The organism is Nitratireductor rhodophyticola, assembly GCF_019891355.1.
GTDB classification, from domain to species: domain Bacteria; phylum Pseudomonadota; class Alphaproteobacteria; order Rhizobiales; family Rhizobiaceae; genus Nitratireductor; species Nitratireductor rhodophyticola.
This window is the reverse complement of sequence record NZ_JAHSSF010000001.1, coordinates 545,342-569,899: the sequence shown is the minus strand read 5'-3', so window position 1 is coordinate 569,899 and position 24,558 is coordinate 545,342. Positions and strand designations below refer to the sequence as shown.

Annotated in this window: 37 protein-coding genes; 3 read left to right on the top strand and 34 right to left on the bottom strand. The window is 60.8% G+C overall.

Translation table 11 applies throughout. The features are described from left to right. Window positions 1-118 precede the first annotated feature (118 nt). The 3 genes from KUG85_RS02670 to KUG85_RS02660 all read left to right on the top strand — a co-directional run bounded on the left by KUG85_RS02670 (window position 119) and on the right by KUG85_RS02660 (window position 2,738). On the top strand, window positions 119-388 hold the full coding sequence (locus tag KUG85_RS02670) for a DUF4212 domain-containing protein (protein WP_065815265.1): 270 nt from the start codon (window positions 119-121) through the stop codon (window positions 386-388). 12 nt (window positions 389-400) lie between these two features. Beyond that, the gene (locus KUG85_RS02665; RefSeq protein WP_223004032.1) at window positions 401-2,212 is read left to right on the top strand and encodes a sodium:solute symporter family protein; all 1,812 of its coding nucleotides are present in this window, start codon (window positions 401-403) and stop codon (window positions 2,210-2,212) included. 166 nt (window positions 2,213-2,378) lie between these two features. Then, complete coding sequence (locus KUG85_RS02660; protein ID WP_007009546.1) at window positions 2,379-2,738, top strand: YggT family protein; 360 nt, start codon at window positions 2,379-2,381, stop codon at window positions 2,736-2,738. Window positions 2,739-2,768: 30 nt separating this feature from the next. On the opposite strand, the gene KUG85_RS02655 is transcribed toward KUG85_RS02660, so the two are convergent. From KUG85_RS02655 to tuf, 34 genes are all read right to left on the bottom strand, one after another. Then, a complete protein-coding gene (locus KUG85_RS02655) occupies window positions 2,769-3,560 on the bottom strand; it encodes an ATP12 family chaperone protein (RefSeq protein ID WP_223004031.1) in 792 nt (263 codons plus the stop codon). 32 nt (window positions 3,561-3,592) lie between these two features. Beyond that, on the bottom strand, window positions 3,593-4,519 hold the full coding sequence (locus KUG85_RS02650; protein WP_223004030.1) for a DMT family transporter: 927 nt from the start codon (window positions 4,517-4,519) through the stop codon (window positions 3,593-3,595). Beyond that, window positions 4,516-5,502 carry an RluA family pseudouridine synthase gene (locus KUG85_RS02645; protein ID WP_223004029.1) on the bottom strand — a complete coding sequence of 329 codons (987 nt, stop codon included), beginning with the start codon at window positions 5,500-5,502 and terminating at the stop codon, window positions 4,516-4,518. Before KUG85_RS02645 ends, KUG85_RS02650 begins: the two co-directional genes overlap by 4 nt. 26 nt (window positions 5,503-5,528) lie before the next feature. Beyond that, window positions 5,529-5,906, bottom strand: coding sequence for a fluoride efflux transporter CrcB (gene crcB / locus KUG85_RS02640; RefSeq protein ID WP_223004028.1), 378 nt, complete (start codon window positions 5,904-5,906; stop codon window positions 5,529-5,531). A 46-nt stretch (window positions 5,907-5,952) separates the two neighbouring features. Continuing rightward, complete coding sequence (locus KUG85_RS02635) at window positions 5,953-7,266, bottom strand: replication-associated recombination protein A (protein WP_223004027.1); 1,314 nt, start codon at window positions 7,264-7,266, stop codon at window positions 5,953-5,955. A gap of 22 nt (window positions 7,267-7,288) precedes the next feature. Further along, window positions 7,289-8,788, bottom strand: a complete 1,500-nt coding sequence (locus tag KUG85_RS02630) for a DegQ family serine endoprotease (RefSeq protein WP_223004026.1) — start codon at window positions 8,786-8,788, stop codon at window positions 7,289-7,291. Window positions 8,789-8,962: 174 nt separating this feature from the next. After that, complete coding sequence (gene rplQ / locus KUG85_RS02625; protein ID WP_007009539.1) at window positions 8,963-9,394, bottom strand: 50S ribosomal protein L17; 432 nt, start codon at window positions 9,392-9,394, stop codon at window positions 8,963-8,965. Between the two features lie 50 nt (window positions 9,395-9,444). Further along, entirely contained in the window at window positions 9,445-10,455 is a 1,011-nt protein-coding gene (locus KUG85_RS02620) for a DNA-directed RNA polymerase subunit alpha (RefSeq protein ID WP_065815259.1), read from the bottom strand. A 97-nt stretch (window positions 10,456-10,552) separates the two neighbouring features. Beyond that, entirely contained in the window at window positions 10,553-10,942 is a 390-nt protein-coding gene (rpsK, locus tag KUG85_RS02615) for a 30S ribosomal protein S11 (protein ID WP_007009537.1), read from the bottom strand. A gap of 135 nt (window positions 10,943-11,077) precedes the next feature. Next, window positions 11,078-11,446 (bottom strand): 30S ribosomal protein S13, encoded by a 369-nt coding sequence (gene rpsM, locus KUG85_RS02610; RefSeq protein WP_007009536.1) that lies wholly within the window; start codon window positions 11,444-11,446, stop codon window positions 11,078-11,080. Between the two features lie 199 nt (window positions 11,447-11,645). Further along, window positions 11,646-12,230, bottom strand: a complete 585-nt coding sequence (locus KUG85_RS02605) for an adenylate kinase (RefSeq protein WP_065815258.1) — start codon at window positions 12,228-12,230, stop codon at window positions 11,646-11,648. After that, the gene (secY, locus tag KUG85_RS02600; RefSeq protein ID WP_025030951.1) at window positions 12,227-13,567 is read right to left on the bottom strand and encodes a preprotein translocase subunit SecY; all 1,341 of its coding nucleotides are present in this window, start codon (window positions 13,565-13,567) and stop codon (window positions 12,227-12,229) included. Before secY ends, KUG85_RS02605 begins: the two co-directional genes overlap by 4 nt. A 133-nt stretch (window positions 13,568-13,700) precedes the next feature. Then, window positions 13,701-14,177: a 50S ribosomal protein L15 gene (gene rplO, locus KUG85_RS02595; RefSeq protein WP_065815257.1), complete on the bottom strand. Its 477-nt coding sequence runs from the start codon at window positions 14,175-14,177 to the stop codon at window positions 13,701-13,703. A gap of 19 nt (window positions 14,178-14,196) precedes the next feature. Then, the gene (rpmD, locus tag KUG85_RS02590) at window positions 14,197-14,397 is read right to left on the bottom strand and encodes a 50S ribosomal protein L30 (RefSeq protein WP_007009532.1); all 201 of its coding nucleotides are present in this window, start codon (window positions 14,395-14,397) and stop codon (window positions 14,197-14,199) included. Between the two features lie 66 nt (window positions 14,398-14,463). Continuing rightward, on the bottom strand, window positions 14,464-15,021 hold the full coding sequence (gene rpsE, locus KUG85_RS02585) for a 30S ribosomal protein S5 (protein ID WP_007009531.1): 558 nt from the start codon (window positions 15,019-15,021) through the stop codon (window positions 14,464-14,466). A gap of 82 nt (window positions 15,022-15,103) precedes the next feature. Further along, window positions 15,104-15,463: a 50S ribosomal protein L18 gene (gene rplR / locus KUG85_RS02580; protein WP_007009530.1), complete on the bottom strand. Its 360-nt coding sequence runs from the start codon at window positions 15,461-15,463 to the stop codon at window positions 15,104-15,106. Window positions 15,464-15,474: 11 nt separating this feature from the next. After that, window positions 15,475-16,008 (bottom strand): 50S ribosomal protein L6, encoded by a 534-nt coding sequence (gene rplF, locus KUG85_RS02575; protein WP_223004025.1) that lies wholly within the window; start codon window positions 16,006-16,008, stop codon window positions 15,475-15,477. 38 nt (window positions 16,009-16,046) lie between these two features. Then, window positions 16,047-16,445, bottom strand: a complete 399-nt coding sequence (gene rpsH, locus KUG85_RS02570; RefSeq protein ID WP_025030949.1) for a 30S ribosomal protein S8 — start codon at window positions 16,443-16,445, stop codon at window positions 16,047-16,049. Window positions 16,446-16,457: 12 nt separating this feature from the next. After that, window positions 16,458-16,763, bottom strand: coding sequence for a 30S ribosomal protein S14 (rpsN, locus tag KUG85_RS02565; protein ID WP_007009526.1), 306 nt, complete (start codon window positions 16,761-16,763; stop codon window positions 16,458-16,460). Between the two features lie 27 nt (window positions 16,764-16,790). Then, window positions 16,791-17,348 carry a 50S ribosomal protein L5 gene (gene rplE, locus KUG85_RS02560; RefSeq protein ID WP_065815256.1) on the bottom strand — a complete coding sequence of 186 codons (558 nt, stop codon included), beginning with the start codon at window positions 17,346-17,348 and terminating at the stop codon, window positions 16,791-16,793. Beyond that, window positions 17,341-17,655, bottom strand: a complete 315-nt coding sequence (gene rplX, locus KUG85_RS02555) for a 50S ribosomal protein L24 (protein WP_007009524.1) — start codon at window positions 17,653-17,655, stop codon at window positions 17,341-17,343. The genes rplE and rplX overlap by 8 nt, the downstream gene beginning before the upstream one ends. A 12-nt stretch (window positions 17,656-17,667) precedes the next feature. After that, complete coding sequence (gene rplN / locus KUG85_RS02550) at window positions 17,668-18,036, bottom strand: 50S ribosomal protein L14 (RefSeq protein WP_007009523.1); 369 nt, start codon at window positions 18,034-18,036, stop codon at window positions 17,668-17,670. A 65-nt stretch (window positions 18,037-18,101) separates the two neighbouring features. Continuing rightward, window positions 18,102-18,344 carry a 30S ribosomal protein S17 gene (gene rpsQ, locus KUG85_RS02545; RefSeq protein WP_007009522.1) on the bottom strand — a complete coding sequence of 81 codons (243 nt, stop codon included), beginning with the start codon at window positions 18,342-18,344 and terminating at the stop codon, window positions 18,102-18,104. Between the two features lie 11 nt (window positions 18,345-18,355). Further along, on the bottom strand, window positions 18,356-18,556 hold the full coding sequence (gene rpmC, locus KUG85_RS02540; RefSeq protein ID WP_007009521.1) for a 50S ribosomal protein L29: 201 nt from the start codon (window positions 18,554-18,556) through the stop codon (window positions 18,356-18,358). A gap of 14 nt (window positions 18,557-18,570) precedes the next feature. Continuing rightward, complete coding sequence (gene rplP, locus KUG85_RS02535) at window positions 18,571-18,984, bottom strand: 50S ribosomal protein L16 (RefSeq protein WP_007009520.1); 414 nt, start codon at window positions 18,982-18,984, stop codon at window positions 18,571-18,573. Window positions 18,985-19,004: 20 nt separating this feature from the next. After that, entirely contained in the window at window positions 19,005-19,712 is a 708-nt protein-coding gene (rpsC, locus tag KUG85_RS02530) for a 30S ribosomal protein S3 (protein ID WP_007009519.1), read from the bottom strand. After that, complete coding sequence (rplV, locus tag KUG85_RS02525; RefSeq protein ID WP_007009518.1) at window positions 19,712-20,101, bottom strand: 50S ribosomal protein L22; 390 nt, start codon at window positions 20,099-20,101, stop codon at window positions 19,712-19,714. Before rplV ends, rpsC begins: the two co-directional genes overlap by 1 nt. 2 nt (window positions 20,102-20,103) lie before the next feature. Continuing rightward, complete coding sequence (gene rpsS / locus KUG85_RS02520; protein WP_009452531.1) at window positions 20,104-20,382, bottom strand: 30S ribosomal protein S19; 279 nt, start codon at window positions 20,380-20,382, stop codon at window positions 20,104-20,106. 16 nt (window positions 20,383-20,398) lie between these two features. Next, window positions 20,399-21,235, bottom strand: a complete 837-nt coding sequence (rplB, locus tag KUG85_RS02515) for a 50S ribosomal protein L2 (protein ID WP_007009516.1) — start codon at window positions 21,233-21,235, stop codon at window positions 20,399-20,401. 21 nt (window positions 21,236-21,256) lie between these two features. Then, window positions 21,257-21,550, bottom strand: coding sequence for a 50S ribosomal protein L23 (locus KUG85_RS02510; RefSeq protein ID WP_007009515.1), 294 nt, complete (start codon window positions 21,548-21,550; stop codon window positions 21,257-21,259). Next, window positions 21,547-22,167, bottom strand: coding sequence for a 50S ribosomal protein L4 (gene rplD, locus KUG85_RS02505; RefSeq protein ID WP_065815253.1), 621 nt, complete (start codon window positions 22,165-22,167; stop codon window positions 21,547-21,549). The genes KUG85_RS02510 and rplD overlap by 4 nt, the downstream gene beginning before the upstream one ends. Next, window positions 22,167-22,889 carry a 50S ribosomal protein L3 gene (gene rplC / locus KUG85_RS02500; protein ID WP_007009512.1) on the bottom strand — a complete coding sequence of 241 codons (723 nt, stop codon included), beginning with the start codon at window positions 22,887-22,889 and terminating at the stop codon, window positions 22,167-22,169. Before rplC ends, rplD begins: the two co-directional genes overlap by 1 nt. An 84-nt stretch (window positions 22,890-22,973) precedes the next feature. Continuing rightward, window positions 22,974-23,282: a 30S ribosomal protein S10 gene (gene rpsJ / locus KUG85_RS02495; protein WP_007009511.1), complete on the bottom strand. Its 309-nt coding sequence runs from the start codon at window positions 23,280-23,282 to the stop codon at window positions 22,974-22,976. Window positions 23,283-23,343: 61 nt separating this feature from the next. Further along, window positions 23,344-24,519 carry an elongation factor Tu gene (gene tuf / locus KUG85_RS02490; protein WP_223004024.1) on the bottom strand — a complete coding sequence of 392 codons (1,176 nt, stop codon included), beginning with the start codon at window positions 24,517-24,519 and terminating at the stop codon, window positions 23,344-23,346. Between the last annotated feature and the right edge of the window lie 39 nt (window positions 24,520-24,558).

Below are 24,558 nucleotides of genomic sequence, written 5' to 3'. Positions count from 1 at the left end.
TCCATTGATCAGAAGATGCCCAATGCTTGAGACATGCCATTGTGATTCCTAATCCATAGAACCGCAATGGCGGCAGTTAACGACTTTCGTCGCTGACGTTCTTAGGGAGGAGGACACCATGTCCGCTAACAACGCAGATGATGTGAGGGATCGTTACTGGGCCAAGACCAGGAACCTGACAATTGTGGTTCTGGCCCTGTGGGCGTTCTTCGCACTTGTCGTTCCAGCAATGGTTTCGACACTCAATCAATTCACGTTTCTTGGCTTTCCCTTCGGCTACTACATGATCGCCCAGGGTTCGCTCATCGCCTTTGTCGTCATCATCTGGGTGCAGAACTGGCGCCAGGATGCCATCGACGACGAATTCGGCTTCGGCGAAGAAGAATAGGGAGGAACCGGCATGGCTTTGATACAGGGACGGTTCATCGACAATATCGGCCGGGTGTATGCAATCTACACCGGCGGCTTCCTTGCCTTCATCCTCTTGATGGCGGTTCTGGAACAGCTTGGCGTCGGCGCCGACACGATCGGCATTCTGTTCGTTGCCTTCACCATCGCGATCTATGCCATCATCGGCTGGCTGTCGCGGACCATGGAGGTCGATGCCTATTATGTGGCGGGACGGCAGGTGCCGGCCGTCTACAACGGCATGGCAACTGCGGCCGACTGGATGTCGGGCGCATCCTTCGTTGCCCTTGCAGGCGGCGTCTATTTCGGCGGCTACGGCTACATGGCCTTCATCGTCGGCTGGACGGGTGGCTATGTGCTCGTCAATTCGCTGATGGCGCCCTATCTGCGCAAGTTCGGCTGCTATACGGTGCCCGACTTCATCGGCACACGCTACGGCGGCAATCTTGCGCGCCTGTGCGCCGTGATCGTTCTGGTCGTTGCTTCGTTCACCTATGTGACGGCGCAGATCAACGCAACCGGCACCATCGCCGCGCGCGCCCTGCACATTCCATTCTCCTACGGCGTGTGGTTCGGGCTGCTGGGCATTCTGCTCTGCTCCATGCTGGGCGGCATGCGCGCCGTCACCTGGACCCAGGTGGCGCAGTACATCGTGCTGATCATCGCCTATCTCGTGCCGGTCATCTGGATGTCGAATGCGCAGGGTTTCGGTCTGATCCCGCACTTCACCTATGGCGAAGCGGCGTCCACCATGACGCAGCTTGAGGCGCAGTATGGGCTAAACCCGCCGGCAGAAGCCATCGCCGGCCTTTCGGTGCTCACCACGCCGCACACCGGCCCGGTGGGTGACTATGCAGAGTGGAAGTTCATCACGCTTGCTCTGTGCATGATGTGCGGCACGGCTTCCCTGCCCCACATCCTGATGCGCTACTTCACGACGCCGACCGTTCGTTCGGCGCGCAAGTCGGTCGCATGGTCGCTGCTGTTCATCTTCCTGCTTTACTTCACAGCCCCGGCCCTCGCCACGCTCACCAAGCTGCAGCTTCTCGATCCGAATCTGCCAACGGCGATCATCGGCAAACCGTTCGAGGAAGTGGCTTCACTGGCATGGATCCAGAACTGGGCAAGCGTTGGCTTCCTCGCCATCGCGGATCAGAATGGTGACGGCATCCTGCAGCTCAACGAGTTCTTCATGCGGCCCGACATCGTCGTTCTGGCCACCCCTGAAATCGCGGGCCTGCCCTATGTGATTTCCGGTCTCGTTGCAGCCGGCGGCATGGCGGCAGCCATGTCCACTGCGGACGGCCTTCTCCTGGCCATCGCAAACGCCCTCAGCCACGATCTCTATTACAAGATCATCGATCCAAAGGCTGACACGGCCATCCGGTTGATTGTCGCGCGCGTTCTGCTTGTCGGCATCGGTGCGCTGGGCGCGTTGATCGCGTCTCTCCAACTCACCGGCATTCTCGGTGCCGTGGCCTGGGCATTCTGCTTCGCCTGTTCCGGTCTGTTTTTCCCGCTCGCCCTCGGTGTGTGGTGGAAACGGGCCAACCGGGCCGGCGCGGTTGCCGGTATGGCAGCGGGTTTCACCGCAGGCAGCCTCTATCTCTACTATGTCTACACCGGAGGAACGCCATGGTTCGGCATCGACCATCTCCGCTTTGGCATAGTGGGCATGGCCGTTAGCCTGGTCTCGATGGTGGTCGTCACCCTGCTGACGCCCGCCCCCGACGAAGAAATCCAGCGCATGGTGGAAGAAACCCGTGTGCCGACAGGCCCGGCCATTCTGTCTGCCAAGCACTGATCCGTGCAAGACCGCCGTGCGCCCATCCGGACGCATGGCGATCCAAACGATTGACGGAGCACCGGGATAACCCGAAAACCGGATTCCGCTTTTCGGTCCGATGCTCTAGGCTCCGAAAACGGGGGCGGGAAAACCCGCCCCCTAATCATGTCCGGGGAGGCACTCCATGCCCGAAACAATGGCTGCATTTCCATTCTGGGTGCTGGCGCTCGACTACATCCTTGGCGTCATCATGTGGACGCTGATCGGGCGCGCGGCCATGAACATTTTCCTGCCGGAAGATTCAAGCTTCTTCTTCATGCGCTTCTTCGTGCGCGTGACGAACCCGATCCTGAAACTCTTCCGTCCCGTGACGCCGGGCTTCCTGCTGGAGCCGCTGGTGCCGGTCTATGTGGCGTGGTTCTTCTTTATGATCCGGTTCTATCTGATGCCCTGGCTGCTCGGCTACTCGGTCATGGGCATGCTCTCGTTCCCGCTCGAAAGCGAGATCGCAGGCGTTCTCTATCAGATGTTCGGCGGCAACTGAGACAGGGGCCGGTAACGCCCCTGCCCCGGCTCAATCGAGTGCAGAAAGCAGCGTCGCCGCTGACATCATGTCGCGCTCGCGGGCGGAGCGCCGCTGCGCGGCTTCACTGTCTTCGCCCCACAGCGAAATGTTCCAGTCCTCATCCACATGAGCGGCTTTCCACGCTGCCCGCGGCTCCAGCGCTTGCGCCTCTACGGCCAGTGCAAGCAGCGCAGATCCCATCAGCGTCGTCATCACGTGCAGGCAGGCCAGACGGTATGGCTCGTTCTTCTGGCGCAAATATGCGCTGACTGCGGCGATCGCCTCCCGGGGCTGCTCCACATGGATGACCCCTTCGGCGAGCACGAAATGCGCGCCCATATGCTGCTGCGCCCAGTCCAGAACCGGATCCCAAGCCTCTGCCTGCAGTGCCACCAGACGCTCCGGCGATGGCGCACGGTAGCAGACGAGATCGCCGGTGGCGTAACGCAGGACATCTTCCAGGACAGCCTGAGCGTGAACGGCAACCCCGTCTATCGCCGTGTTGACGAGTCGTGTCACAGGCATGGTTGCAGGATCGATATGCTCACCCTGTGCCTGATACTCGCCGGCCACCAGAAGCGCTGTCGCTTCATTTGGCAAGCGCACAGCACTTGCACCTGGCGTCCGCACGGCCTTTCCGTCAAGGTGGACGGCAAAACCACCATCCTCCTCGGGCGCCACTGAAACGTTTTTGTAAAAACGCTTTGGCAGCGGCTTCCGGATGGCACTCTGTGCCCGCCGGACGGGATCGAGCTCCGCCGGGGTCTTTCCGCTTTCGAGATCGTTCAGAAGGTCACGCATGGGTCTTCATATAGTGTGTGTTTGCAATTTGGCTAACCTGGAATCACCCGGCGACGTGGCCGATTGACCACGGTCAGCCCGAGTACGATCAGGCAAAGCGCCAGAAGGATTTTGAGCGTCAGGGGTTCGCCCAGGAGAAGACCACCCGACAGAACGCCGAAAACGGGTGTGAGAAAGGTGAAACTCGACAGCCCCGACGCCGGGTAGCGCCGCATCAGCCAGAACCAGACAAGATACGTGAACGAGACGACAAACACTGCCTGGAACACCAGCGCTCCCGTCGCCAGGGTACTGACTTCGCGCAAGAGCGGCCCTCCAAAGGGAATGAAGGGGATCGCAAGCAGCGCGGAAACGGAGAGCTGATAAAGCAGCGTCTTTTCCGCACCAGCGTTCGACAGGCTGGACTGCTTGATGACGACGATGGTTGCAGCCCAGGCAATGCCTGCGACAAGACATAAGACATCGCCGAAAAGTGCATCCGGTCCCGGCAGGCTGAGATTATCGGAGAAGACAAGAACCACTCCGGCAAAAGCAAGCAGAAGCCCGCCGAACCTGAGTGCTGACATCTTCTCCCCAAGGAAGAAGTGGCCGCCGACGAGCACCCAGAATGGCATCGTGTTGAGCATCAGGGCACCGCGTGCCGCCGATGTGTAATCGAGGCCGAAGAAGACCAGAATGAACTCCAGACCGAACAGGAGACCGGCCAGAATCCCGGGCCAGAGCGTCCCGTCGCGCTCGAACAGGCGAATGCCCCTGTATCGGCACCAAAGGAAGACGAGCAGAGTGGCCACCGCCGAGCGCAGAAACATGGACAGCATCGGGTTGAAGCCGATATTGGCCAGCTTGATCGCCACCTGGTTGACGCCCCATGTCAGGGTCAGCCCAAGCATGACAATGGTGGCGAAGGCATCGATTGCATCGCGCCGGACTGAAGCGGCGCCGGCGGGAAGCGTGGTCATGCACCATCCTCGGCGGAGGCTTCGTCGAAGCCAAGAAGATTCCAGCTCTGGCGCATATGCGGCGGCAGCGGCGCAGTCACGTCGATCTTGCCCCCACCCGGATGCGGGATAACGATGCGGCGGGCATGCAGATGAAGTCGCTTCTGGATGCCCCCGGGAAATTCCCAGTTCTGGTCCGCCTCGAAATATTTCGGGTCGCCGATGATCGGGCATCCGATATAGGCAGCATGAACGCGAAGCTGGTGGGTGCGCCCTGTGTAGGGTTCCATCTCGAGCCAGGAGAGAGCGGAACCGGCCCGCTCCACCACCCGGTAATTTGAAACCGCGTGATCGGAATCGGGCTCGCCATGCTTGACCACGCGCATGCGGTCACCGTCTGGCGTCTGCTCCTTGGCAAGCCAAGTGGAGATGCGCGCCTCGTCCCTGTTTGGAACACCCTTCACCAGTGCCCAGTAGATCTTTTTCGTCTCGCGCGCGCGAAACGCTTCGGCAAGCCGCATGGCCGCCTGACGGGTGCGCGCCACCACGAGCACACCCGACGTGTCGCGGTCGAGGCGATGCACCAGGCGCGGCTTTTCGCCCTTCTTGTTGCGCAGGGCTTCCAGCATACCGTCGACGTGCCTGTTCACACCGGAGCCGCCCTGCACGGCAAGACCGGCCGGCTTGTTGAAGACGAAAACCTTCGGGTCTTCGTAGAGCAGCATCTGCATCAGCGCTTCGCCATCGCCGGTGTTGCGCAGGCTGTGCGCTGTCGCCTGTCCGTCCCCCTTGCGATCCACATCGAGCGGCGGCACGCGCACCATCTGCCCCGGCTCAAGCCGGGTATCGGCCTTGGCACGGCTTCCGCTTACACGGATCTGCCCGGAGCGCAGGAGTTTCTGCAAATGCCCGAAGCCGAGACCGGGAAAATGGGCTTTGAACCACCGGTCCAGCCGCATTCCGCTCTCGTCCTTGTCCACTTCGATCTGCTGTACGCCGGCCATTTCACCCATCCATTTAAAACATCGCCTCAGGCGAAATGCCGAACCAGATAAAGGCCGGCGAACAGCGCTGCAATCGCACCGCAAACGCTGACAACCACATAGGACACGGCCAGCAGCCCCTCGCCCCGTTCCCACAAACCGGCAACATCGAGCGAAAAGGCGGAGAAGGTCGTGAACCCGCCGAGCAATCCTGTTGCCACGAAAAGCCTCAATTCCGTCGACGCGCCCGCGCGCCGGGCCAGCCACTCGACAAACACGCCCATGATGAAAGACCCGACGAGATTGACCGTCAGCGTTCCCCACGGAAAGCCGATCCCCAGAAGGCGCATGGCAGCAAGGCCGGTCAGGTGTCTCAGGCTCGCGCCGACTGCCCCTCCGGCGGCAACGATCAGCAGATGGTTCATGGCGACCTTTTCGCAGAAGCTGCGCAAAAATCAACAACCCTCGACATCACGGCTCTCCCCGTTCCTTGCGCAGTCGCGCCCAATAGTCGAGCCGCTTGCGGATCTCGCGCTCAAAACCCCGTTCGGGCGGATCGTAGTAGCGCCGGCGCCCCATCTCTTCGGGAAAGTAGTTTTGCCCGGAGAACGCATCCGGCTGGTCGTGATCATAGGCATAACCGGCACCGTAGCCGGTCTCCTTCATGAGCTTGGTCGGTGCGTTGAGGATGTGCTTGGGCGGCAGCAGGGATCCATTTGCCTTTGCATCGGCAAAGGCCTGCTTGAAGGCCGTGTAAACGCCGTTCGACTTGGGCGCGGTCGCCAGATAGACGCAGGCCTGCGCGAGGGCCAGTTCCCCTTCCGGTGAACCGAGATATTCGTAGGCATCCTTGGCTGCATTGGCGATGCCAAGAGCCTGCGGGTCCGCAAGGCCGATGTCTTCCACAGCCATGCGCACAAGCCGGCGACCGATGTAAAGCGGGTGTTCGCCCGCATCGAACATGCGGCACAGATAATAGAGCGCGGCATCGGGATCGGAACCGCGCACGGACTTGTGCAGCGCCGAGATGAGATTGTAATGCCCGTCCTGGCCCTTGTCATAGACGGGCGCGCGGCGTTGGGCGACACGCTGCAGCCCCTCGGCATCGAACACCTCGCCTTCGCGGGCGGCGCGCCAGACCTCTTCGGCAAGGGTCAGAGAGGCGCGCCCATCGCCATCGGCCATGCGCACAAGCACGGCCCGCGCTTCCTCGTCCAGCGGCAGGGGTTTTTCTTCCAGTGCCTCCGCACGCTCAAGAAGCCGCATAAGGCTTTCTGGTCCAAGCGTGTTGAAGTTCAGCACACGCGCACGCGACAGAAGAGCAGCGTTGAGCTCAAAGGAAGGGTTTTCAGTCGTCGCCCCGACGAGGACCACGGTGCCATCTTCCATCACTGGCAGGAAAGAATCCTGCTGTGAGCGGTTGAAACGATGGATTTCGTCCACGAAAAGAAGCGTCTGTCTGCCCTGGCTGCGCCGGAGCCGCGCAGCCTCCAACACCTTTTTGAGATCGGCAACGCCTGAGAAGATCGCTGATATCTGCTCAAAGGCCAGCTCTGTCTCACCGGCAAGGAGACGGGCAACCGTGGTCTTGCCGGTGCCGGGCGGCCCCCAGAAGATCAGCGAGCCGAGCGAGCGGCTCGCGATCATGCGGGTAAGCACACCGTCATCGCCGGTCAGGTGCTCCTGCCCCACCACTTCCTCGAGCTTTTTCGGGCGCAGCCGGTCGGCAAGCGGGCGGCTCACATTCGAGCCGCTATCTTCGGCAGTGGCGAACAGATCACTCATCGGTCATTCATCGAATCCAAGCTCAAAAGCGCAGACGTTGACGCAATATGCGGCCATCCCGCTCAACAGCAAAGTCCCAGCGGCGCCCGGTATCCCGGGCCACGACCTGCATCGTTTCGCTGTCCTCGATTTCGATGCCGTTGACCTCGCGGATGATGTCGCCCGGCCGCAGACCCACACTGGCTGCGGGCGAGCGCCGGTCGACCTCCAGCACAACGACGCCTTTCTTGTTCAAAGGCAGTTTCAGGCGCTGGGCCAGGCGCGGAGCGAGCGTGGCGATCGCAGCACCGGCAAATGGGCCGCGCCCGTCCAACGTGACAGGCTTCGCATCCTCACCATCGGAGAGCCTTTCGAGTTTAAAGTTCAACTCGAGCGTCGTCCCGTCGCGCAGCACCCTGATCACACCCTTCTCTTCGAGCGGGTGCGTAACAAGGCGATATTCGAGCGCATCGGGATGCTGAATGTCTGCTCCATCCATGGCCACCACCGCATCGCCCGGGCGCAGGCCGGCACGCTCGGCAGGGCTATCGGGCGCAATCTCGCGTACGAGTGCGCCAACGGGACGCTCCATGCCAAGTGCCTCGGCAATCTGAGCGGTTACGGGATCAAACGAAGCGCCGAAAAACGGCCTTTCGAACGTATCGGCACCGGAAAGCGCGGCATTGACCACCGCCCGGACCATGTTGGCGGGAATGGCAAATCCAATGCCAATGGAGCCGCCGCTGCGGCTGACAATGGCCGTGTTGATGCCGATCACCTGGCCGCGCATGTCGATCAGCGCACCGCCGGAATTGCCCGGATTGATCGCCGCATCCGTCTGGATGAAGAAACCGAAATCCGACACACCGACATGGCTGCGCGCGAGCGCGGAAACAATGCCGCTCGTCGTCGTCTGCCCGACACCGAACGGATTTCCGATGGCAAGCACCAGATCGCCCACTTCGAGAGTATCGGAATCGCCCAGCCGAACGGCGGGAAATGCATCATCGCCAGAGATCTTCAACACTGCGAGATCAAGCGCCTTGTCCTTCAGCAGTATCTCGCTCTCGAACTCGCGTCCATCCGCCAGTGCAACCTTCACCTCATCGGCGTCGCTGATGACGTGGTTGTTGGTCACAATCACGCCGCTAGGGTCGACAAGCACACCGGAGCCGAGTGAAGAGCGGACACGGGGCGGCATTTGCGGTCGCCCGAAAAACTGCTCGAAGAAGGGGTCGCCCATGAAGGGCGAGCGCACCTGAACGGTCGACGAGGCATAGACATTCACCACGGCCGGCGATGTTTCCTTGACGAGCGGTGCGAAAGAAAGCTGAATCTCCCCCTGCCCGAACGGCACACGACGTTCTGGCGTATCGCGCTGCGGCGCGACAAGCTGCTTTTGCCCCTCTCCTTTCAGAAGATCAGAAAGAAATCCCCGCAGGGTCCCGCTCCCGCTCTCCTGTGCAAGAACCGAACCAGTGGCGACAACCACAGCAGCAAACACAAGAAGAGCTACCCTTGAGAAAACAGAACGCATCCGCATATGCCTTGCCTCTATCCGTTTTGGGAGAATGCAGGTGATCGTGTGAAGACCCAAGCCGGTTTTCTCAGAGCATTGTGCATATTGAAAGGCGCGAGCCCATCAAAGCCGTGATTCTGCGCAACAAAAAAGGGGCCGCGAAGCCCCTTTTTTCAAGTGTGCTCAAGGCGCGCAAAATTATGCGGCTTCGGCCTCTTCGTTGCCGCCCTCGGCTTCGAGACGCGCACGGTCTGCAGCGCCCTTCGCCTCGACATCGCGGTCAACGAACTCGATGACGGCCATCGGCGCATTGTCGCCGTGGCGGAAGCCGGCCTTCATGATGCGGGTGTAGCCGCCATTGCGCTCTGCGTAGCGCGGAGCGAGCGTGTCGAACAGGCGCTTGACAAGGCTCTCGTCGCGGATGGCCGAGATAGCCTGACGGCGGGCATGCAGGTCGCCGCGCTTGCCGAGCGTCACCAGCTTTTCCACGATCGGGCGAAGTTCCTTCGCCTTCGGCAGAGTGGTGACGATCTGTTCGTGTTCGATCAGCGAAGCCGCCATGTTGGCAAAGAGCGCCTTGCGGTGGCTTGCCGTCCTGTTCAGCTTGCGGCCGGATTTTCCGTGACGCATGGCCTTTCTCCTTCAATCCCCGTCGCCCGAACTTGGCGGGCTTTACGGGCCTAGTATTGGTCTTCGTAACGCTTGGCGAGTTCTTCGATGTTTTCCGGCGGCCAATCCTCGACTTCCATGCCGAGGTGGAGCCCCATCGAGGCCAGCACTTCCTTGATTTCGTTGAGCGACTTGCGGCCGAAGTTCGGCGTGCGCAGCATCTCGGCTTCCGTCTTCTGGATCAGGTCGCCGATATACACGATGTTGTCGTTCTTCAGGCAGTTTGCAGAGCGAACCGAAAGCTCCAGCTCGTCCACCTTCTTGAGAAGCGCCGGGTTGAAAGCAAGCTCAGCCACCTGTTCGGCGGGCTGCTCCTTCTGCGGCTCTTCGAAGTTGACGAACAGCGCCAGCTGGTCCTGCAGGATGCGCGCGGCAAAAGCCACTGCGTCCTCGCCCGTCACCGAACCGTTGGTCTCGATGGTCATGGTCAGCTTGTCATAGTCGAGAACCTGACCCTCGCGGGTGTTCTCAACCTTGTAAGAGACCTTCTTGACCGGCGAGTAGAGGCTGTCGACCGGAATAAGCCCGATCGGCGCATCTTCTGCACGGTTGCGGTCAGCCGGGACATAGCCCTTGCCGTTGTCGACGGTGAACTCCATGCGGATTTCCGCGCCCTCGTCCAGCGTGCACAGCACGTGATCGGGGTTGAGGACTTCCACATCGCCCACGGTCTGGATGTCGCCAGCCGTCACGGCACCCGGTCCCTGCTTGCGCACGACCATGCGCTTGGGGCCCTCGCCTTCCATGGAGAGTGCGATTTCCTTGATGTTCAGGACGATGTCCGTCACATCCTCACGCACGCCGGGGATCGACGAGAATTCGTGCAGCACGCCGTCGATCTGCACCGCGGTCACAGCCGCGCCGCGCAGCGACGACAGCAGAACGCGACGCAGTGCGTTGCCGAGCGTCAGCCCGAAGCCACGTTCAAGAGGCTCAGCCACCAGCGTGGTGACGGTGCGGCCCTTGGACGAAAACTCGACCTTGTTCGGCTTGATAAGCTCTTGCCAGTTCTTCTGGATCATTCCGGGTTCCTTCCGTTACCCCGCCACCATCCATTCGTGACGGGCGTCCTGGAAACCGCAGAGGAGCGCCGTAGCGCTCTTGCGGCAAAAACTCTTGCTAGACGCGGCGCTTCTTGCGCGGACGGCAGCCATTGTGCGGGATCGGCGTCACATCACGGATCGAGGTGATGGTGAAGCCGGCAGCCTGCAGCGCGCGAAGCGCGGATTCACGACCCGAACCGGGGCCGGAAACCTCAACCTCAAGCGTGCGCATGCCATGCTCGGCAGCCTTGCGAGCGCAATCCTCGGCAGCAACCTGGGCGGCAAACGGCGTCGACTTACGCGAGCCCTTGAAGCCCTGTGCGCCTGCAGACGACCAGGCAATGGCATTGCCCTGTGCGTCCGTGATGGTGATCATCGTGTTGTTGAAGCTCGAATTGACGTGAGCAACACCCGACGAGATATTCTTACGTTCGCGACGCCGAACGCGTGCGGCTTCCTTGGCCATAATCTTCCTTTCAGTCGATCTCTACACCGCCGTAACACCAGCGGCTCCACCTGGAGAAGCGAATAGTGGTTAGCGAGTAGCGAGTAGAAACAAGATCGGCTTCTATTCGCTATTCGCTATTCGCTACTCACTCAATTACTTCTTCTTGCCGGCGATTGCCTTGGCAGGGCCCTTGCGGGTGCGCGCATTGGTGTGCGTGCGCTGACCGCGGACCGGAAGCGAACGACGGTGACGCAGACCGCGGTAGCAGCCCAGGTCCATCAGACGCTTGATGTTCATCGAAACTTCGCGGCGAAGATCGCCTTCAACACGCAGATCGCGGTCGATCGTTTCGCGGATGGCGAGGATCTCGGCATCGGTGAGCTCGCTGACGCGGCGCTCGAGCGGAATGTTGACCTGCTTGACGATATCCCCGGCGGTCTTGGGACCGATGCCGTGGATATACTGGAGCGCGATCACGACGCGCTTGTTGGTCGGAATATTGACGCCTGCAATACGGGCCATCTTCTTCTCCATGTGAGCCGGTTTCCCGGCGCTTCGTTTGCCCGCGTCCGGTGGAGGCCGGCCCTTGCGGGAGATGATTGTTCCTACAAACAAGAAGGCCGAGCCTGACGGCCCGACCAACGACTCGTTCGATCAGGAGACCGAGTGGCATTAATCGATAAACGCCACACAGTCAAGCACCGCCGGAGAATGCACCGGCTCAAAGTGACGCGAGGACCTGCTCGATCTCCGCCGTCACCTCGTCGATGGACTTCATTCCATCGACGCGCCGCAGAAATCCCTTGGCATGGTAGTAGCCGATCAGCGCTGCGGTCTTCTTGTAATATTCGCGCAGCCGCTCGTCGAAGACTGCGGCATTGTCATCCTTGCGCGGTGTCTGACCGGCGGCGATGGCATCCTGTGCGCGCTTTTCGATGCGCCCTACCAGGGCCGCGTCATCGACCACCAGCTCGATGGTCGCGTCAAGCTTGACTTCGCGTTCGGCCAGCATCGCCTCAACGGCATCAGCCTGCGCAAGAGTGCGCGGATATCCGTCGAGAATAAAACCGTTCGCACAATCGGGCTGATCGATACGTTCTGCAACGATCGCGTTTACGATCTCGTCCGACACCAGCTCCCCGGCATCCATCACTGCTTTCGCGCGTTTGCCGACTTCCGTTCCAGCCGCAACCGCGGCCCGCAACATGTCACCCGTGGATAGCTGCGGAACGCCGTGCTTCTCGACCAGCCGCTGGGCCTGCGTGCCCTTACCCGCTCCCGGCGGTCCAAGAAGTATAAGCCTCATCGTCCCCTCTTACCCCCACGCAATTTGGATTTCTTGATCAGCCCCTCATACTGATGGGCAATGAGGTGACCCTGCATCTGCGCAACCGTGTCGAGCGTGACGCTCACCACGATCAGCAGCGACGTGCCGCCGAGATAGAAGGGAACGCCGGTGGCCGAAATCAGGAATTCGGGCAGCAGACAGATCAAAACAAGATAGATTGCACCGATCACCGTGATGCGCGTCAGAACATAGTCAATGTACTCTGCGGTGCGCTCGCCAGGACGATAGCCTGGAATGAAGCCGGAATGCTTCTTCAACTGATCGGCGGTGTCCTTCGGGTTGAACACGATGGCCGTGTAGAAAAACGCGAAGAATGCAATGAGCGCAGCGTAAAGGAACATGAACAGCGGCTGGCCGTGGCCAAGCGAGGCCAGCATGGTCGACGCCCAGCCGGGCAGCTGCGTGGTATCGGAGAAGCCCGCCACAGTCGCCGGCAGGAGGAGCAGCGACGATGCGAAGATCGGCGGGATCACACCGGCGGTGTTGAGCTTGAGCGGCAGGTGCGAGGTATCGCCCTGGAACATGCGGTTGCCCACCTGACGCTTCGGGTATTGGATCAGAAGACGGCGCTGGGCACGCTCGAAGAACACGATCACGCCAATGACTGCAACCACCAGCACGATGATCGCAAGGATCAGCCCGGTGGACAGCGCGCCGGTGCGGCCAAGCTCCAGCGTGCCGCCAATGGCGGACGGAAGACCGGCCACGATACCGGAGAAAATGATGAGCGAGATGCCGTTGCCGATGCCGCGAGCGGTGATCTGCTCACCGAGCCACATCAGGAACATGGTGCCGCCGACAAGCGTGATGACGGCGGAAATGCGGAAAAACCAGCCCGGATCGGCAACGATATTCGCGCCGCCCTCCAGACCCACGGCGATGCCATAAGCCTGAACCGTCGCAAGAATGACCGTGCCGTAACGGGTGTACTGGTTGATGACCTTGCGGCCCTGCTCGCCTTCCTTCTTCAGCTGCTCGAGCGACGGCACGACCGACGTCATGAGCTGCATGATGATGGAGGCGGAAATATACGGCATGATGCCGAGCGCGAAGATCGCCATGCGCTCGACCGCGCCACCGGCGAACATGTTGAACATGCCCAGGACGCCGCCAGACTGCTGCTGGAAGGCCTGCGCAAAGGCGTCAGGGTTGATGCCCGGCATCGGGATGTAAGTGCCAAGCCGGTAAACCAGCAACGCGCCGAGCGTGAACCAGATGCGTTTCTTGAGATCCTCGGCCTTCGCGAAGGCCGCGAAATTGAGGTTGGACGCAAGCTGTTCCGCTGCCGATGCCATGAAGAATTCTCCGCTTCGTCATGCCCCCGCAGATTATCGAATCGATACGGGCACACGGTGTCGAAAACCCGAAATAGGGTCTGACAGGCATAGATGCAAGCGGCGGACAATCGCCCGCCGCCTGTGGATCGGATTACTCGGCCTTGGCCGCTGCTTCGAGCAGTTTGACCGTTCCGCCGGCCTTCTCGATCTTCTCGACGGCCGCCTTGGAGGCACCGGCGACTTCGAGCGTCACCTTGGCCTTCAGCTCGCCGTCGCTGAGAACGCGAACACCGTCCTTTGCGCGGCGCAGAACACCCGCGGAAACCAGTGCAGCCACATCGATCACGCCCTTGCCGTCAAGCTTCTTCGCATCGATGGCGGCCTGGATGCGGCCGAGCGAGACTTCATTGAAGTCATTGCCGAAGATGTTCTTGAAGCCGCGCTTGGGCAGACGGCGGTAGAGTGGCATCTGACCACCCTCAAAGCCGTTGATGGACACACCTGAGCGTGACTTCTGACCCTTCACACCGCGGCCACCGGTCTTGCCGGTGCCGGAGCCAATGCCACGGCCGACGCGCTTGCGCGACTTGGTGGCGCCTTCATTATCCCTGAGTTCATTCAGTTTCATAATATCGCTCCTGGGATCCTCAGGCCTCGTCCACGACGCGGACGAGATGCTGCACCGACGCGATCATGCCGCGCACGGACGGGGTGTCCTCCAGCGTGGAACGACGGTGCATCTTGTTCAAACCAAGGCCGATCAGCGTCTGGCGCTGGCTGGCCGGGCGGCGGATCGGGCTGCCGATCTGTTCAACGGTGACCGTCTTGCCCTTCTTCTTCTCTGCCATGTTCATCAATCCTTGCAAACCTGGCGATCAAAGCCCGTCAGTAAACGGGCCGATCTGCCGTGATCCTTATTCCTCGCCGCCTGCAGCAGCGCCGCGGCGCGCCTGGAGCGTGGAATATTTAATGCCGCGCTGTGCAGCAACGTCCTTGGGATGCAACTGATGCTTCAGGGCATCGAAAGTGGCACGAACCATGTTGTAGGGGTTCGAGGAGCCGAGCGACTTCGCCACCACGTCCTGAACGCCGAGCGTCTCGAAAACGGCGCGCATCGGGCCGCCGGCAATGATGCCGGTACCGGGCTTTGCAGCACGCAGGAGAACACGGCCGGCGCCATGACGGCCCGAAACGTCGTGATGCAGCGTACGGCCGCCACGCAGCGGAACGAAAACCATGTCGCGCTTGGCGCTCTCGGTGGCCTTGCGGATGGCCTCCGGCACTTCGCGCGCCTTGCCATGACCGAAGCCGACGCGGCCCTTCTGATCGCCGACCACGACGAGTGCAGCGAAGCCGAAACGACGGCCGCCCTTCACCACCTTGGCGACGCGATTGATATGTACAAGCTTGTCGACGAATTCGCTGTCGCGCTCTTCGCGCTCGCGGCGATCGTCCCTACGTCCTTGTGCCATTGCCCTTTTCCTTGTTCTTTTCCGGAAGCACGGGGTTGATAATGATGATCCGGGCGCTCCCTTCAGGGAACGCCCGAACGGTTTAGAACTTCAGGCCACCTTCGCGGGCTGCGTCGGCAAGTGCCTTGACGCGACCGTGGAAGAGGTAAGGACCGCGGTCGAAGACCACTTCCTCTACGCCTGCCTTCTTGGCCCGCTCGGCAACCAGCTTGCCAACGGCTGCAGCAGCAGCGGAATCGGCACCGGTCTTGATCTGGCCCTTGAGATCCTTGTCGAGGGTCGAGGCGGCCGCGAGCGTGTGGCCCTTGGCGTCGTCGATAACCTGGACGTAGATGTTCTTGGAGGAACGGTAGACCGAAAGACGGGGCTGGCCATTGGAGACCGCCTTGATCTTCCGGCGAACACGTCCCGCACGCCGCTTGACGGAGACTTTCGAGACCATGGTTCGAGTTCCTACTTCTTCTTGCCTTCTTTGCGAACGATCGTCTCGTCCGCATATTTGACGCCCTTGCCCTTGTACGGCTCGGGGCCACGCTTCTTGCGAATCTCGGCCGCAACCTGGCCAACCACCTGCTTGTCGATGCCGGCGATCACGATTTCGGTCGGCTTCGGGCAGCTGATGCTGATTCCTTCAGGAGCCTCGTAAATCACTTCGTGGCTGTAGCCAAGCGAAAGCTGCAGGTTTTTGCCCTGCATCGCGGCACGATAACCAACGCCGTTGATCTCAAGACGCTTCTCGAAACCATCCTTCACACCGTGAAGAATGTTGGCGATCTGCGTGCGCGACATGCCCCACTTGGAGCGTGCGTCCTTGGACTGGTCGCGCGGGTCGACAGCGATAGCGTCATTTTCGAGCTTCACCAGAACCTCGTCGTTGACGACGAACTTCAGCTCACCCTTCGGCCCCTTGGCCGTCACGGTCTGGCCCTCGACCTGAGCGGTGACGCCCTGCGGAACCGGGACCGGCTTTTTGCCAATGCGAGACATTTGTCTGCCCTCGTTCTTTGCGTGCGCTATCTGCCGGATCAGAAGATCTGGCAGAGCACCTCGCCACCCACATTCTGTTCGCGCGCCTCATGATCGGCCATCACGCCCTTGGGCGTCGAAAGGATGGCGATGCCGAGACCGTTGGCGACCTGCGGGATGGATTTCACCGACACATAAACGCGACGGCCCGGCTTCGAAACACGCGCAATCTCGCGGATCACGGAGCCACCCTCGGCGTACTTAAGCTCGATTTCGATCTCGGACTTGCCGTTGTCATAGTCGATCTGGCTATAATCGCGGATATAACCTTCGGACTTCAGAACATCGAGCACACGGGCGCGCAGACGCGAAGCCGGGGTAGACACCTTCGGCTTGTTGCGGCCGATGGCGTTGCGGATACGGGTCAGCATATCGCCGAGCGGATCATTCACGGACATCGTTCTTACCCCTTACCAGCTCGACTTGACCAGGCCCGGGATGAGCCCGTTATTGCCCAGTTCACGCAGCGCGACGCGCGACATCTTCAGCTTGCGGTAATACGCACGCGGACGTCCGGTCACATCGCAACGGTTGCGGATACGCGTCTTGGACGAATTGCGCGGGAGAGCAGCAAGCTTGAGCTGCGCCTGGAAGCGCTCCTCGATCGGCTTGGACTGATCCTTGACGATCGCCTTGAGCTCTGCGCGCTTTGCAGCGTAGCGATCGACCATCTTGCGTCGACGCTTGTTCTTTTCGACTGCGCTGACTTTTGCCATTTAAAGTGTCCTTCTTCTCGCCTGCCGTTACTGCCGGAACGGGAAGTTGAAGGCCTTGAGCAAGGCCCGCGCTTCGTCGTCGGTTTTTGCAGTCGTACAAACGATGATGTCCATTCCCCAGATCTGATCGACCTGATCGTAGTTGATCTCGGGGAACACGATATGCTCCTTCAGGCCCATGGCGAAGTTGCCACGTCCGTCAAAGCTCTTCGGGTTCAGACCGCGGAAGTCGCGGACGCGCGGAAGCGCGATCGTCACGAGGCGGTCCAGAAATTCATACATACGGTCCTTGCGGAGCGTCACCTTGGCGCCGAGCGGCATGCCCTCACGCACCTTGAAGCCGGCGATCGACTTCGAAGCACGCGTGATGACCGGCTTCTGACCGGCGATCTTGGCGAGATCCTCAGCAGCCGAGGTCGGCTTTTTGGAATCGCCCGTCGCCTCACCAACACCCATGTTGATGACGATCTTGTCGATGCGCGGCACCTGCATCTCATTGTCGTACTTGAAAGTATCGAGGAGCTCCTTGCGGATCACCTCATCATACTTCTTCTTCCAGCGCGGCTGGTACTGAGCATTAGCCATCGATCAATTCTCCAGAGCGCTTCGCCACGCGCACCTTCTTGCCGTCTTCCTGGACCTTGAAGCCAACACGGGTCGGCTTGCCATCCTTCGGGTCGGCCAGCGCCAGGTTCGACAGGTGGATTGGCGCTTCCTTCGTAATGATACCGCCCTCTGCCTGGGCGGACTGCTTCTGATGGCGGCGAACCAGGTTGACACCGCGCACGAGCGCCTTGTCTTCCTTTGGCATCACCTTCACCACTTCGCCGGTACGGCCCTTGTCCTTGCCGGCGAGAACGACGACGTTGTCGCCTTTTTTAATCTTCTGCATATCCCCGGCCTCCTAGAGCACTTCCGGCGCGAGTGAAATGATTTTCATGTGGTTTTTGGCGCGAAGCTCGCGCGGAACCGGTCCGAAAATACGCGTACCAACGGGCTCTTTCTTGTTGTCGACGAGAACGGCTGCGTTCTTGTCGAAACGGATGACGCTGCCGTCAGCGCGGCGAATATCCTTCGCCGTACGCACAACAACCGCCTTCATCACGTCGCCCTTCTTCACGCGGCCGCGCGGGATCGCCTCTTTCACGGAGACGACAATGATGTCGCCCACGGAGGCATACTTCCGCTTCGAACCGCCAAGCACCTTGATGCACATGACACGACGGGCGCCGGAATTGTCCGCCACATCGAGGTTTGTTTGCATCTGAATCATGACTGGCCGCCTTCTCGTTCAATGGAAAGCGGTTCAGATACTCCGCTTTCCGGCAATTTCAATAGTTATTGTGCCTGGGCGTCTTTAAGGACGACCCAGTTCTTGTCCTTAGAAATCGGCGCGGTCTCCTGGATGGTCACCAGATCACCGACCTTGCACGCGTTCTCTTCGTCGTGTGCCTTGTATTTCTTGGACATACGCACCGTCTTTTTCATCATCGGATGGGTAAAGCGACGCTCGACGCGGACGACAACCGTCTTGTCGTTCTTGTCGCTCACCACGGTGCCCTGCAAAACGCGCTTTGGCATGTTCGCTGTCCTCAGGCCTTGCTACCGGCCGACTTCTCGGCCGCGATTGTCTTAATGCGCGCAATATCCCTACGGATTTCTTTCACGCGCGCGGTTTTCTCGAGCTGTCCGGTCGCTTTCTGGAAGCGAAGGTTGAACTGCTCTTTCTTGAGTTTCGTCAGCTCGTCGGTGAGCTGGTCCGGCGTCATCGCCCTGACATCAACAGCCTTCATAGCGTCCGCCTTTCCTACTCTGCAATACGCTGCACGAAGCGCGTCTTGACCGGCAGCTTCGCAGCACCCAGACGCAGCGCTTCACGCGCAATGTCTGCACCGACACCGTCGATCTCGAACATGACGCGGCCGGGCTTAACACGGCAGGCCCAATAGTCAACGGAGCCCTTGCCCTTACCCATGCGGACTTCGGTCGGCTTTGAGGTGACCGGGAGGTCCGGGAAAATGCGGATCCACACACGACCCTGACGCTTCATGTAGCGGGTGATCGCGCGGCGGGCCGCTTCAATCTGGCGCGCGGTCACGCGCTCCGGCTCGAGAGCCTTCAAACCGAAGGACCCGAAGTTGAGTTCCGTGCCGCCCTTGGCAGCGCCGTGAATACGGCCCTTGAACTGCTTGCGGAACTTTGTGCGCTTTGGTTGCAGCATCGTTCTCTACTCCAAAATTCCTAAGCGTTCTCGCGACGCCGGTTGCTGCTGCCGCCCTGGTCACCCTCGGTGGCACGGCGCTCGGAAGCCATCGGGTCATGCTCGAGGATCTCGCCCTTGAACACCCATACCTTGACGCCGCAAATACCGTAAGCGGTCTTTGCTTCGGCCGTGCCATAGTCGACATCGGCGCGCAGCGTGTGCAGCGGAACACGGCCTTCGCGGTACCATTCCATACGGGCGATTTCCGCACCGCCAAGACGACCCGCACAGTTGATGCGGATGCCCTCGGCACCAAGACGCATGGCCGACTGAACGGCACGCTTCATGGCGCGGCGGAACGCAACGCGGCGCTCGAGCTGCTGGGCAATCGACTGCGCGATCAGCGCAGCATCGATCTCCGGCTTGCGGACCTCAACGATGTTCAAATGCGTTTCCGCATTCGTCATCTGCGAGACCTTGCGACGCAGCTTCTCGATGTCCGCACCCTTTTTGCCGATGATCAGGCCGGGGCGTGCGGAGTGGATGGTGACGCGGCACTTCTTGTGCGGACGCTCGATCACAACCTTGGAGATGGCAGCCTGCTTCAGCTCCTTCTCGATGTAGTTGCGGATCTTGAAATCCTCGTGCAGCAGATCGCCGTATTCGCCGTCATTGGCGTACCAGCGGGAGTCCCACGTGCGGTTGATACCGAGACGGAACCCGATCGGATTGATTTTCTGACCCATCAGGCGGCCTCCACTTTCTCTTCCACTTCGCGCACGACGATCGTCAGGTGCGAGAACGGCTTCTCGATGCGGCTGGCGCGGCCACGGCCACGCGCATGGAACCGCTTCATCACGATCGACTTGCCGACATGGGCTTCGGCCACGACCAGCGCATCCACGTCCAGGTCGTGATTGTTCTCCGCATTCGCGATTGCCGATTCGAGCGTCTTCTTGACGGTCTCGGCGATCCGCTTGCGCGAGAACTCCAGGTCGGCGAGCGCGGTCGCCACCTTCTTGCCGCGGATCATCGCGGCAACGAGGTTCAGCTTCTGCGGGCTGACGCGGATCGTGCGCAATACGGCACGGGCCTCATTGTCAGCAAGCCTGCGCGGCGCTTTGGCCTTGCCCATCGTTATTTCCTCTTTGCCTTCTTGTCCGCCCCATGGCCGTAATAGGTGCGGGTCGGAGCAAACTCACCAAACTTGTGACCGACCATCTCCTCGGAGACGGAAACGGGAATGTGTTTCTGGCCGTTGTAAACACCGAAGGTCAAACCCACGAACTGGGGCAGGATGGTGGAGCGGCGGCTCCACATCTTGATAACCTCGTTACGGCCGCTATCGCGCACCTTCTCGGCCTTCTTCAGGAGATAGCCGTCGACGAAGGGGCCTTTCCAGACTGAACGGGACACTTGCCGCTACCTTTCCTTAGCTCTTGCGCTTGTGGCGCGAGCGCATGATGAACTTGTCGGTCGACTTGTTCGACCGGGTCTTCATGCCCTTTGTGGGTTTGCCCCAGGGCGACACCGGGTGACGACCGCCGGAGGTACGGCCTTCACCACCACCATGGGGGTGATCGACCGGGTTCATGACAACGCCGCGGTTGTGCGGGCGCTTACCCATCCAGCGCTTGCGGCCGGCCTTACCCAGGCTCACATTGCCGTGGTCCGGGTTCGAAACGGCGCCAACCGTTGCAAAGCAGCGACCGGAAACGAGGCGCTGTTCGCCGGAGTTGAGACGCAGGATCGCCATGCCCTGATCACGGCCGACGAGCTGGACGTAAGCGCCGGCAGAGCGAGCGATCTGACCGCCCTTCTCGGGCTTCATCTCGACATTGTGCACAATCGTGCCAATCGGCATTGCCGAAAGCGGCATCGCATTGCCCGGCTTCACGTCGACCGGCTTGTCACTGGCGATAACCTTGTCGCCGGCCGCCAGACGCTGCGGTGCCAGAATGTAGGACAGCTCGCCGTCCTCATAACGAACCAGCGCGATGAACGCGGTGCGGTTCGGGTCGTACTCGATGCGCTCCACCGTTGCCGACACGTCAAGCTTGCGACGCTTGAAGTCGATCAGACGGTAGGTGCGCTTGTGACCACCGCCCTGAAAGCGAGCGGTGATGCGACCCGTGTTGTTGCGGCCGCCCTTGCCCGTCAGACCCTGCGTCAGGCCCTTCACGGGCTTGCCCTTGTGAAGGCCGGAGCGGTCAACGATGACCAGCTGGCGCTGGCCTGGGGTTACCGGTTTATACTTCTTCAGTGCCATTGTCTCTTCCTCGCCGCCCGATTAGAGGCCAGTCGCGATGTCGATGGAATGACCTTCAGCCAGCGTGACGATCGCTTTCTTCACGTCGCTCTGGCGGCCAATCGTTCCGCGAAAACGCTTCACCTTGCCCTTGCGAACAAGCGTGTTGACACCGGTAACCTTGACGCCGAACAGCGCCTCGACTGCAGCCTTGATTTCAGGCTTCGTCGCCTTGCGGTCCACGTTGAAGACCACCTGGTTGTTTTCCGACGCCATGGTCGATTTCTCGGTGATCGCCGGGCTGACGATCACGTCATAGTGGCGAAGCTCCGTCATTTGAAACGCTCCTCAAGGGCCTCGACGGCGGCCTTGGAAAGGACCAGCGTGCCGCGGCGCAGAATGTCGTAAACATTGATGCCCTGCACCGGCAGAACGTCGATGTTGGCGATGTTTTGAGCAGCACGCTTGAAGCCGGCATCGACTTCCGCGCCGCCGATCAGCAGAGCGTTGCTCAGGCCGAGCTTGGCGAAGCTTTCCACCAGGGACTTCGTCTTGCCATCAGCCAGCGCCAGATCATCGATAATGATCAGGCTGGAGTCTTTCGCCTTCGCCGACAGTGCATGCTTCAGACCGAGCGCACGAACCTTCTTGGGAAGATCGTGGCTATGGTCGCGAACGACCGGGCCATGAGCGCGACCACCGCCGCGGAACTGCGGCACACGGGCAGACGAGTGGCGGGCGCGGCCCGTACCCTTCTGACGGTACATCTTCGCACCGGTACGCGAGATCTCCGAGCGTCCCTTGGTCTTGTGCGTGCCCTGCTGCTTCTTGGCGAGCTGCCAGCGCACGACACGGTGCAGGATGTCTTCGCGGGGATCGAGCCCGAAAATCTCATCGGAGATCTTCAGCTTCCCGGCATCCTTGCCTGCGAGGGTCGTAACTTTAATGTCCATTATTCAGCCCCCTCGGTGGCGGCAGCTTCTTCAGCCTTTGCAGCGCCATTGCTACGGATAGCGGCCGGCATCGGCACGTTGTCTGGCAGCGGAGCCTTGACGGCATCACGAACCGTGATCCAGGCGCCCTTGGAACCGGGAACCGCGCCGCGAACCAGGATCAGGCCGCGCTCGGTATCCGTAGACACGATCTCCAGGTTCTGCGTGGTCACGCGGTGCGCGCCCATGTGGCCGGCCATCTTCTTGCCCTTGAACACCTTGCCGGGGTCCTGGCGCTGACCGGTCGAACCATGCGAGCGGTGCGAGACCGAGTTACCATGGGTTGCGCGCCCGCCACCGAAATTGTGGCGCTTCATGACACCCTGGAAGCCCTTACCGATCGAGGTGCCCGTCACGTCGACCTTCTGGCCGGGGACGAAATGCTCGACCGTGATCTCAGCGCCGACATCCAGAAGATTGTCGGGCGACACACGAAATTCGGCCACCTTGGCCTTCGGCTCGACGGAAGCGGTCGCGAAATGGCCGCGCAGCGCTTTCGACGTGTTCTTCACCTTGGCCAGTCCAACGCCAAGCTGAACAGCCGTGTAGCCGTTCTTCTCCTCGGTACGCTGCGCAACGACCTGACAGTTCTCCATGCGCAGAACCGTCACGGGCACATGCTCGCCCGCTTCGTTGTAGACGCGTGTCATACCGATTTTTTGTGCGATAACACCTGAACGCATCGGTTCGATTTCCTTTCGGGGTTCCCAGCCCCTCGCCCGCTGTCACGGGTAGAGGCTCGGGTTCCTGACTTCTTGTCTTGCGCCCTAGAGCTTGATCTCGACATCCACACCGGCAGCGAGGTCGAGCTTCATCAGCGCATCAACCGTCTGCGGCGTCGGATCGACAATGTCGAGCAGCCGCTTGTGGGTGCGCATCTCGAACTGCTCGCGGCTCTTCTTGTCGATGTGAGGAGACCGGTTCACAGTAAATTTCTCGATGCGCGTGGGCAGCGGCACCGGGCCGCGCACGTTCGCGCCCGTGCGTTTCGCCGTAGACACGATTTCCCGCGTCGAGGCATCAAGAACGCGATGATCAAACGCCTTGAGGCGGATACGGATATTCTGTCCGTTCATGTGTCACTTCCTTGTTCCGCTGCGACGCGGGTAACCGCGCCGCGCCGGAAGGTTGCCGTTCTTACTCAGTGATCGATGCGACGATGCCGGCACCGACGGTGCGGCCGCCTTCACGGATAGCGAAGCGAAGCTTCTCTTCCATGGCGATCGGCACGATCAGCTCGACGTCGACCGTCACATTGTCGCCAGGCATCACCATCTCCGTGCCTTCCGGAAGGTGAACGATGCCCGTCACATCCGTCGTGCGGAAGTAGAACTGCGGGCGGTAGTTCGTGAAGAACGGCGTATGACGACCGCCCTCTTCCTTCGTCAGGATGTAGGCTTCTGCCTTGAACTTCGTGTGCGGCGTCACCGAACCCGGCTTGGCCAGAACCTGACCGCGCTCGACACCCTCACGCTCGACACCGCGCAGGAGCGCGCCGATATTGTCGCCAGCCTGGCCCTGATCGAGCAGCTTGCGGAACATCTCAACGCCCGTGCAGGTCGTCTTCGTCGTCGGACGAATACCGACGATTTCGATTTCCTCGCCGACCTTGATGATGCCGCGCTCGACGCGACCCGTCACGACCGTACCGCGACCCGAGATCGAGAACACGTCCTCGATCGGCATCAGGAACGGCTGGTCAACCGGACGCTCCGGCGTCGGGATGTAGGCGTCGACCTCGGCCATCAGCTTGCGGATTGCGTCCTCGCCGATCTCCTTGTTGGAGTCTTCGAGAGCGGCCAGTGCCGAACCCTTGACGATCGGAATGTCGTCGCCCGGGAAGTCGTAGGACGACAGAAGCTCGCGAACCTCGAGCTCGACCAGCTCGAGAAGCTCTTCGTCGTCGACCTGGTCGACCTTGTTCAAAAACACCACGATGGCCGGAACACCAACCTGGCGGGCAAGCAGGATGTGCTCGCGCGTCTGCGGCATCGGGCCGTCGGCTGCCGAAACAACCAGGATCGCGCCGTCCATCTGCGCCGCACCCGTGATCATGTTCTTCACATAGTCGGCGTGGCCGGGGCAGTCGACGTGGGCGTAGTGACGGGCTTCCGTCTCATATTCCACATGCGCCGTCGAAATGGTGATGCCGCGGGCCTTCTCTTCCGGCGCACCATCGATCTGGTCGTAAGCGCGGAATTCACCGAAATACTTCGTGATCGCAGCCGTCAAAGACGTCTTGCCGTGGTCAACGTGACCAATCGTGCCGATGTTCACATGCGGCTTCGTACGCTCAAATTTACCTTTGGCCATGTGAGCTCTCCATTCCTTGTGCCCGTTCGGGCTCTTTCA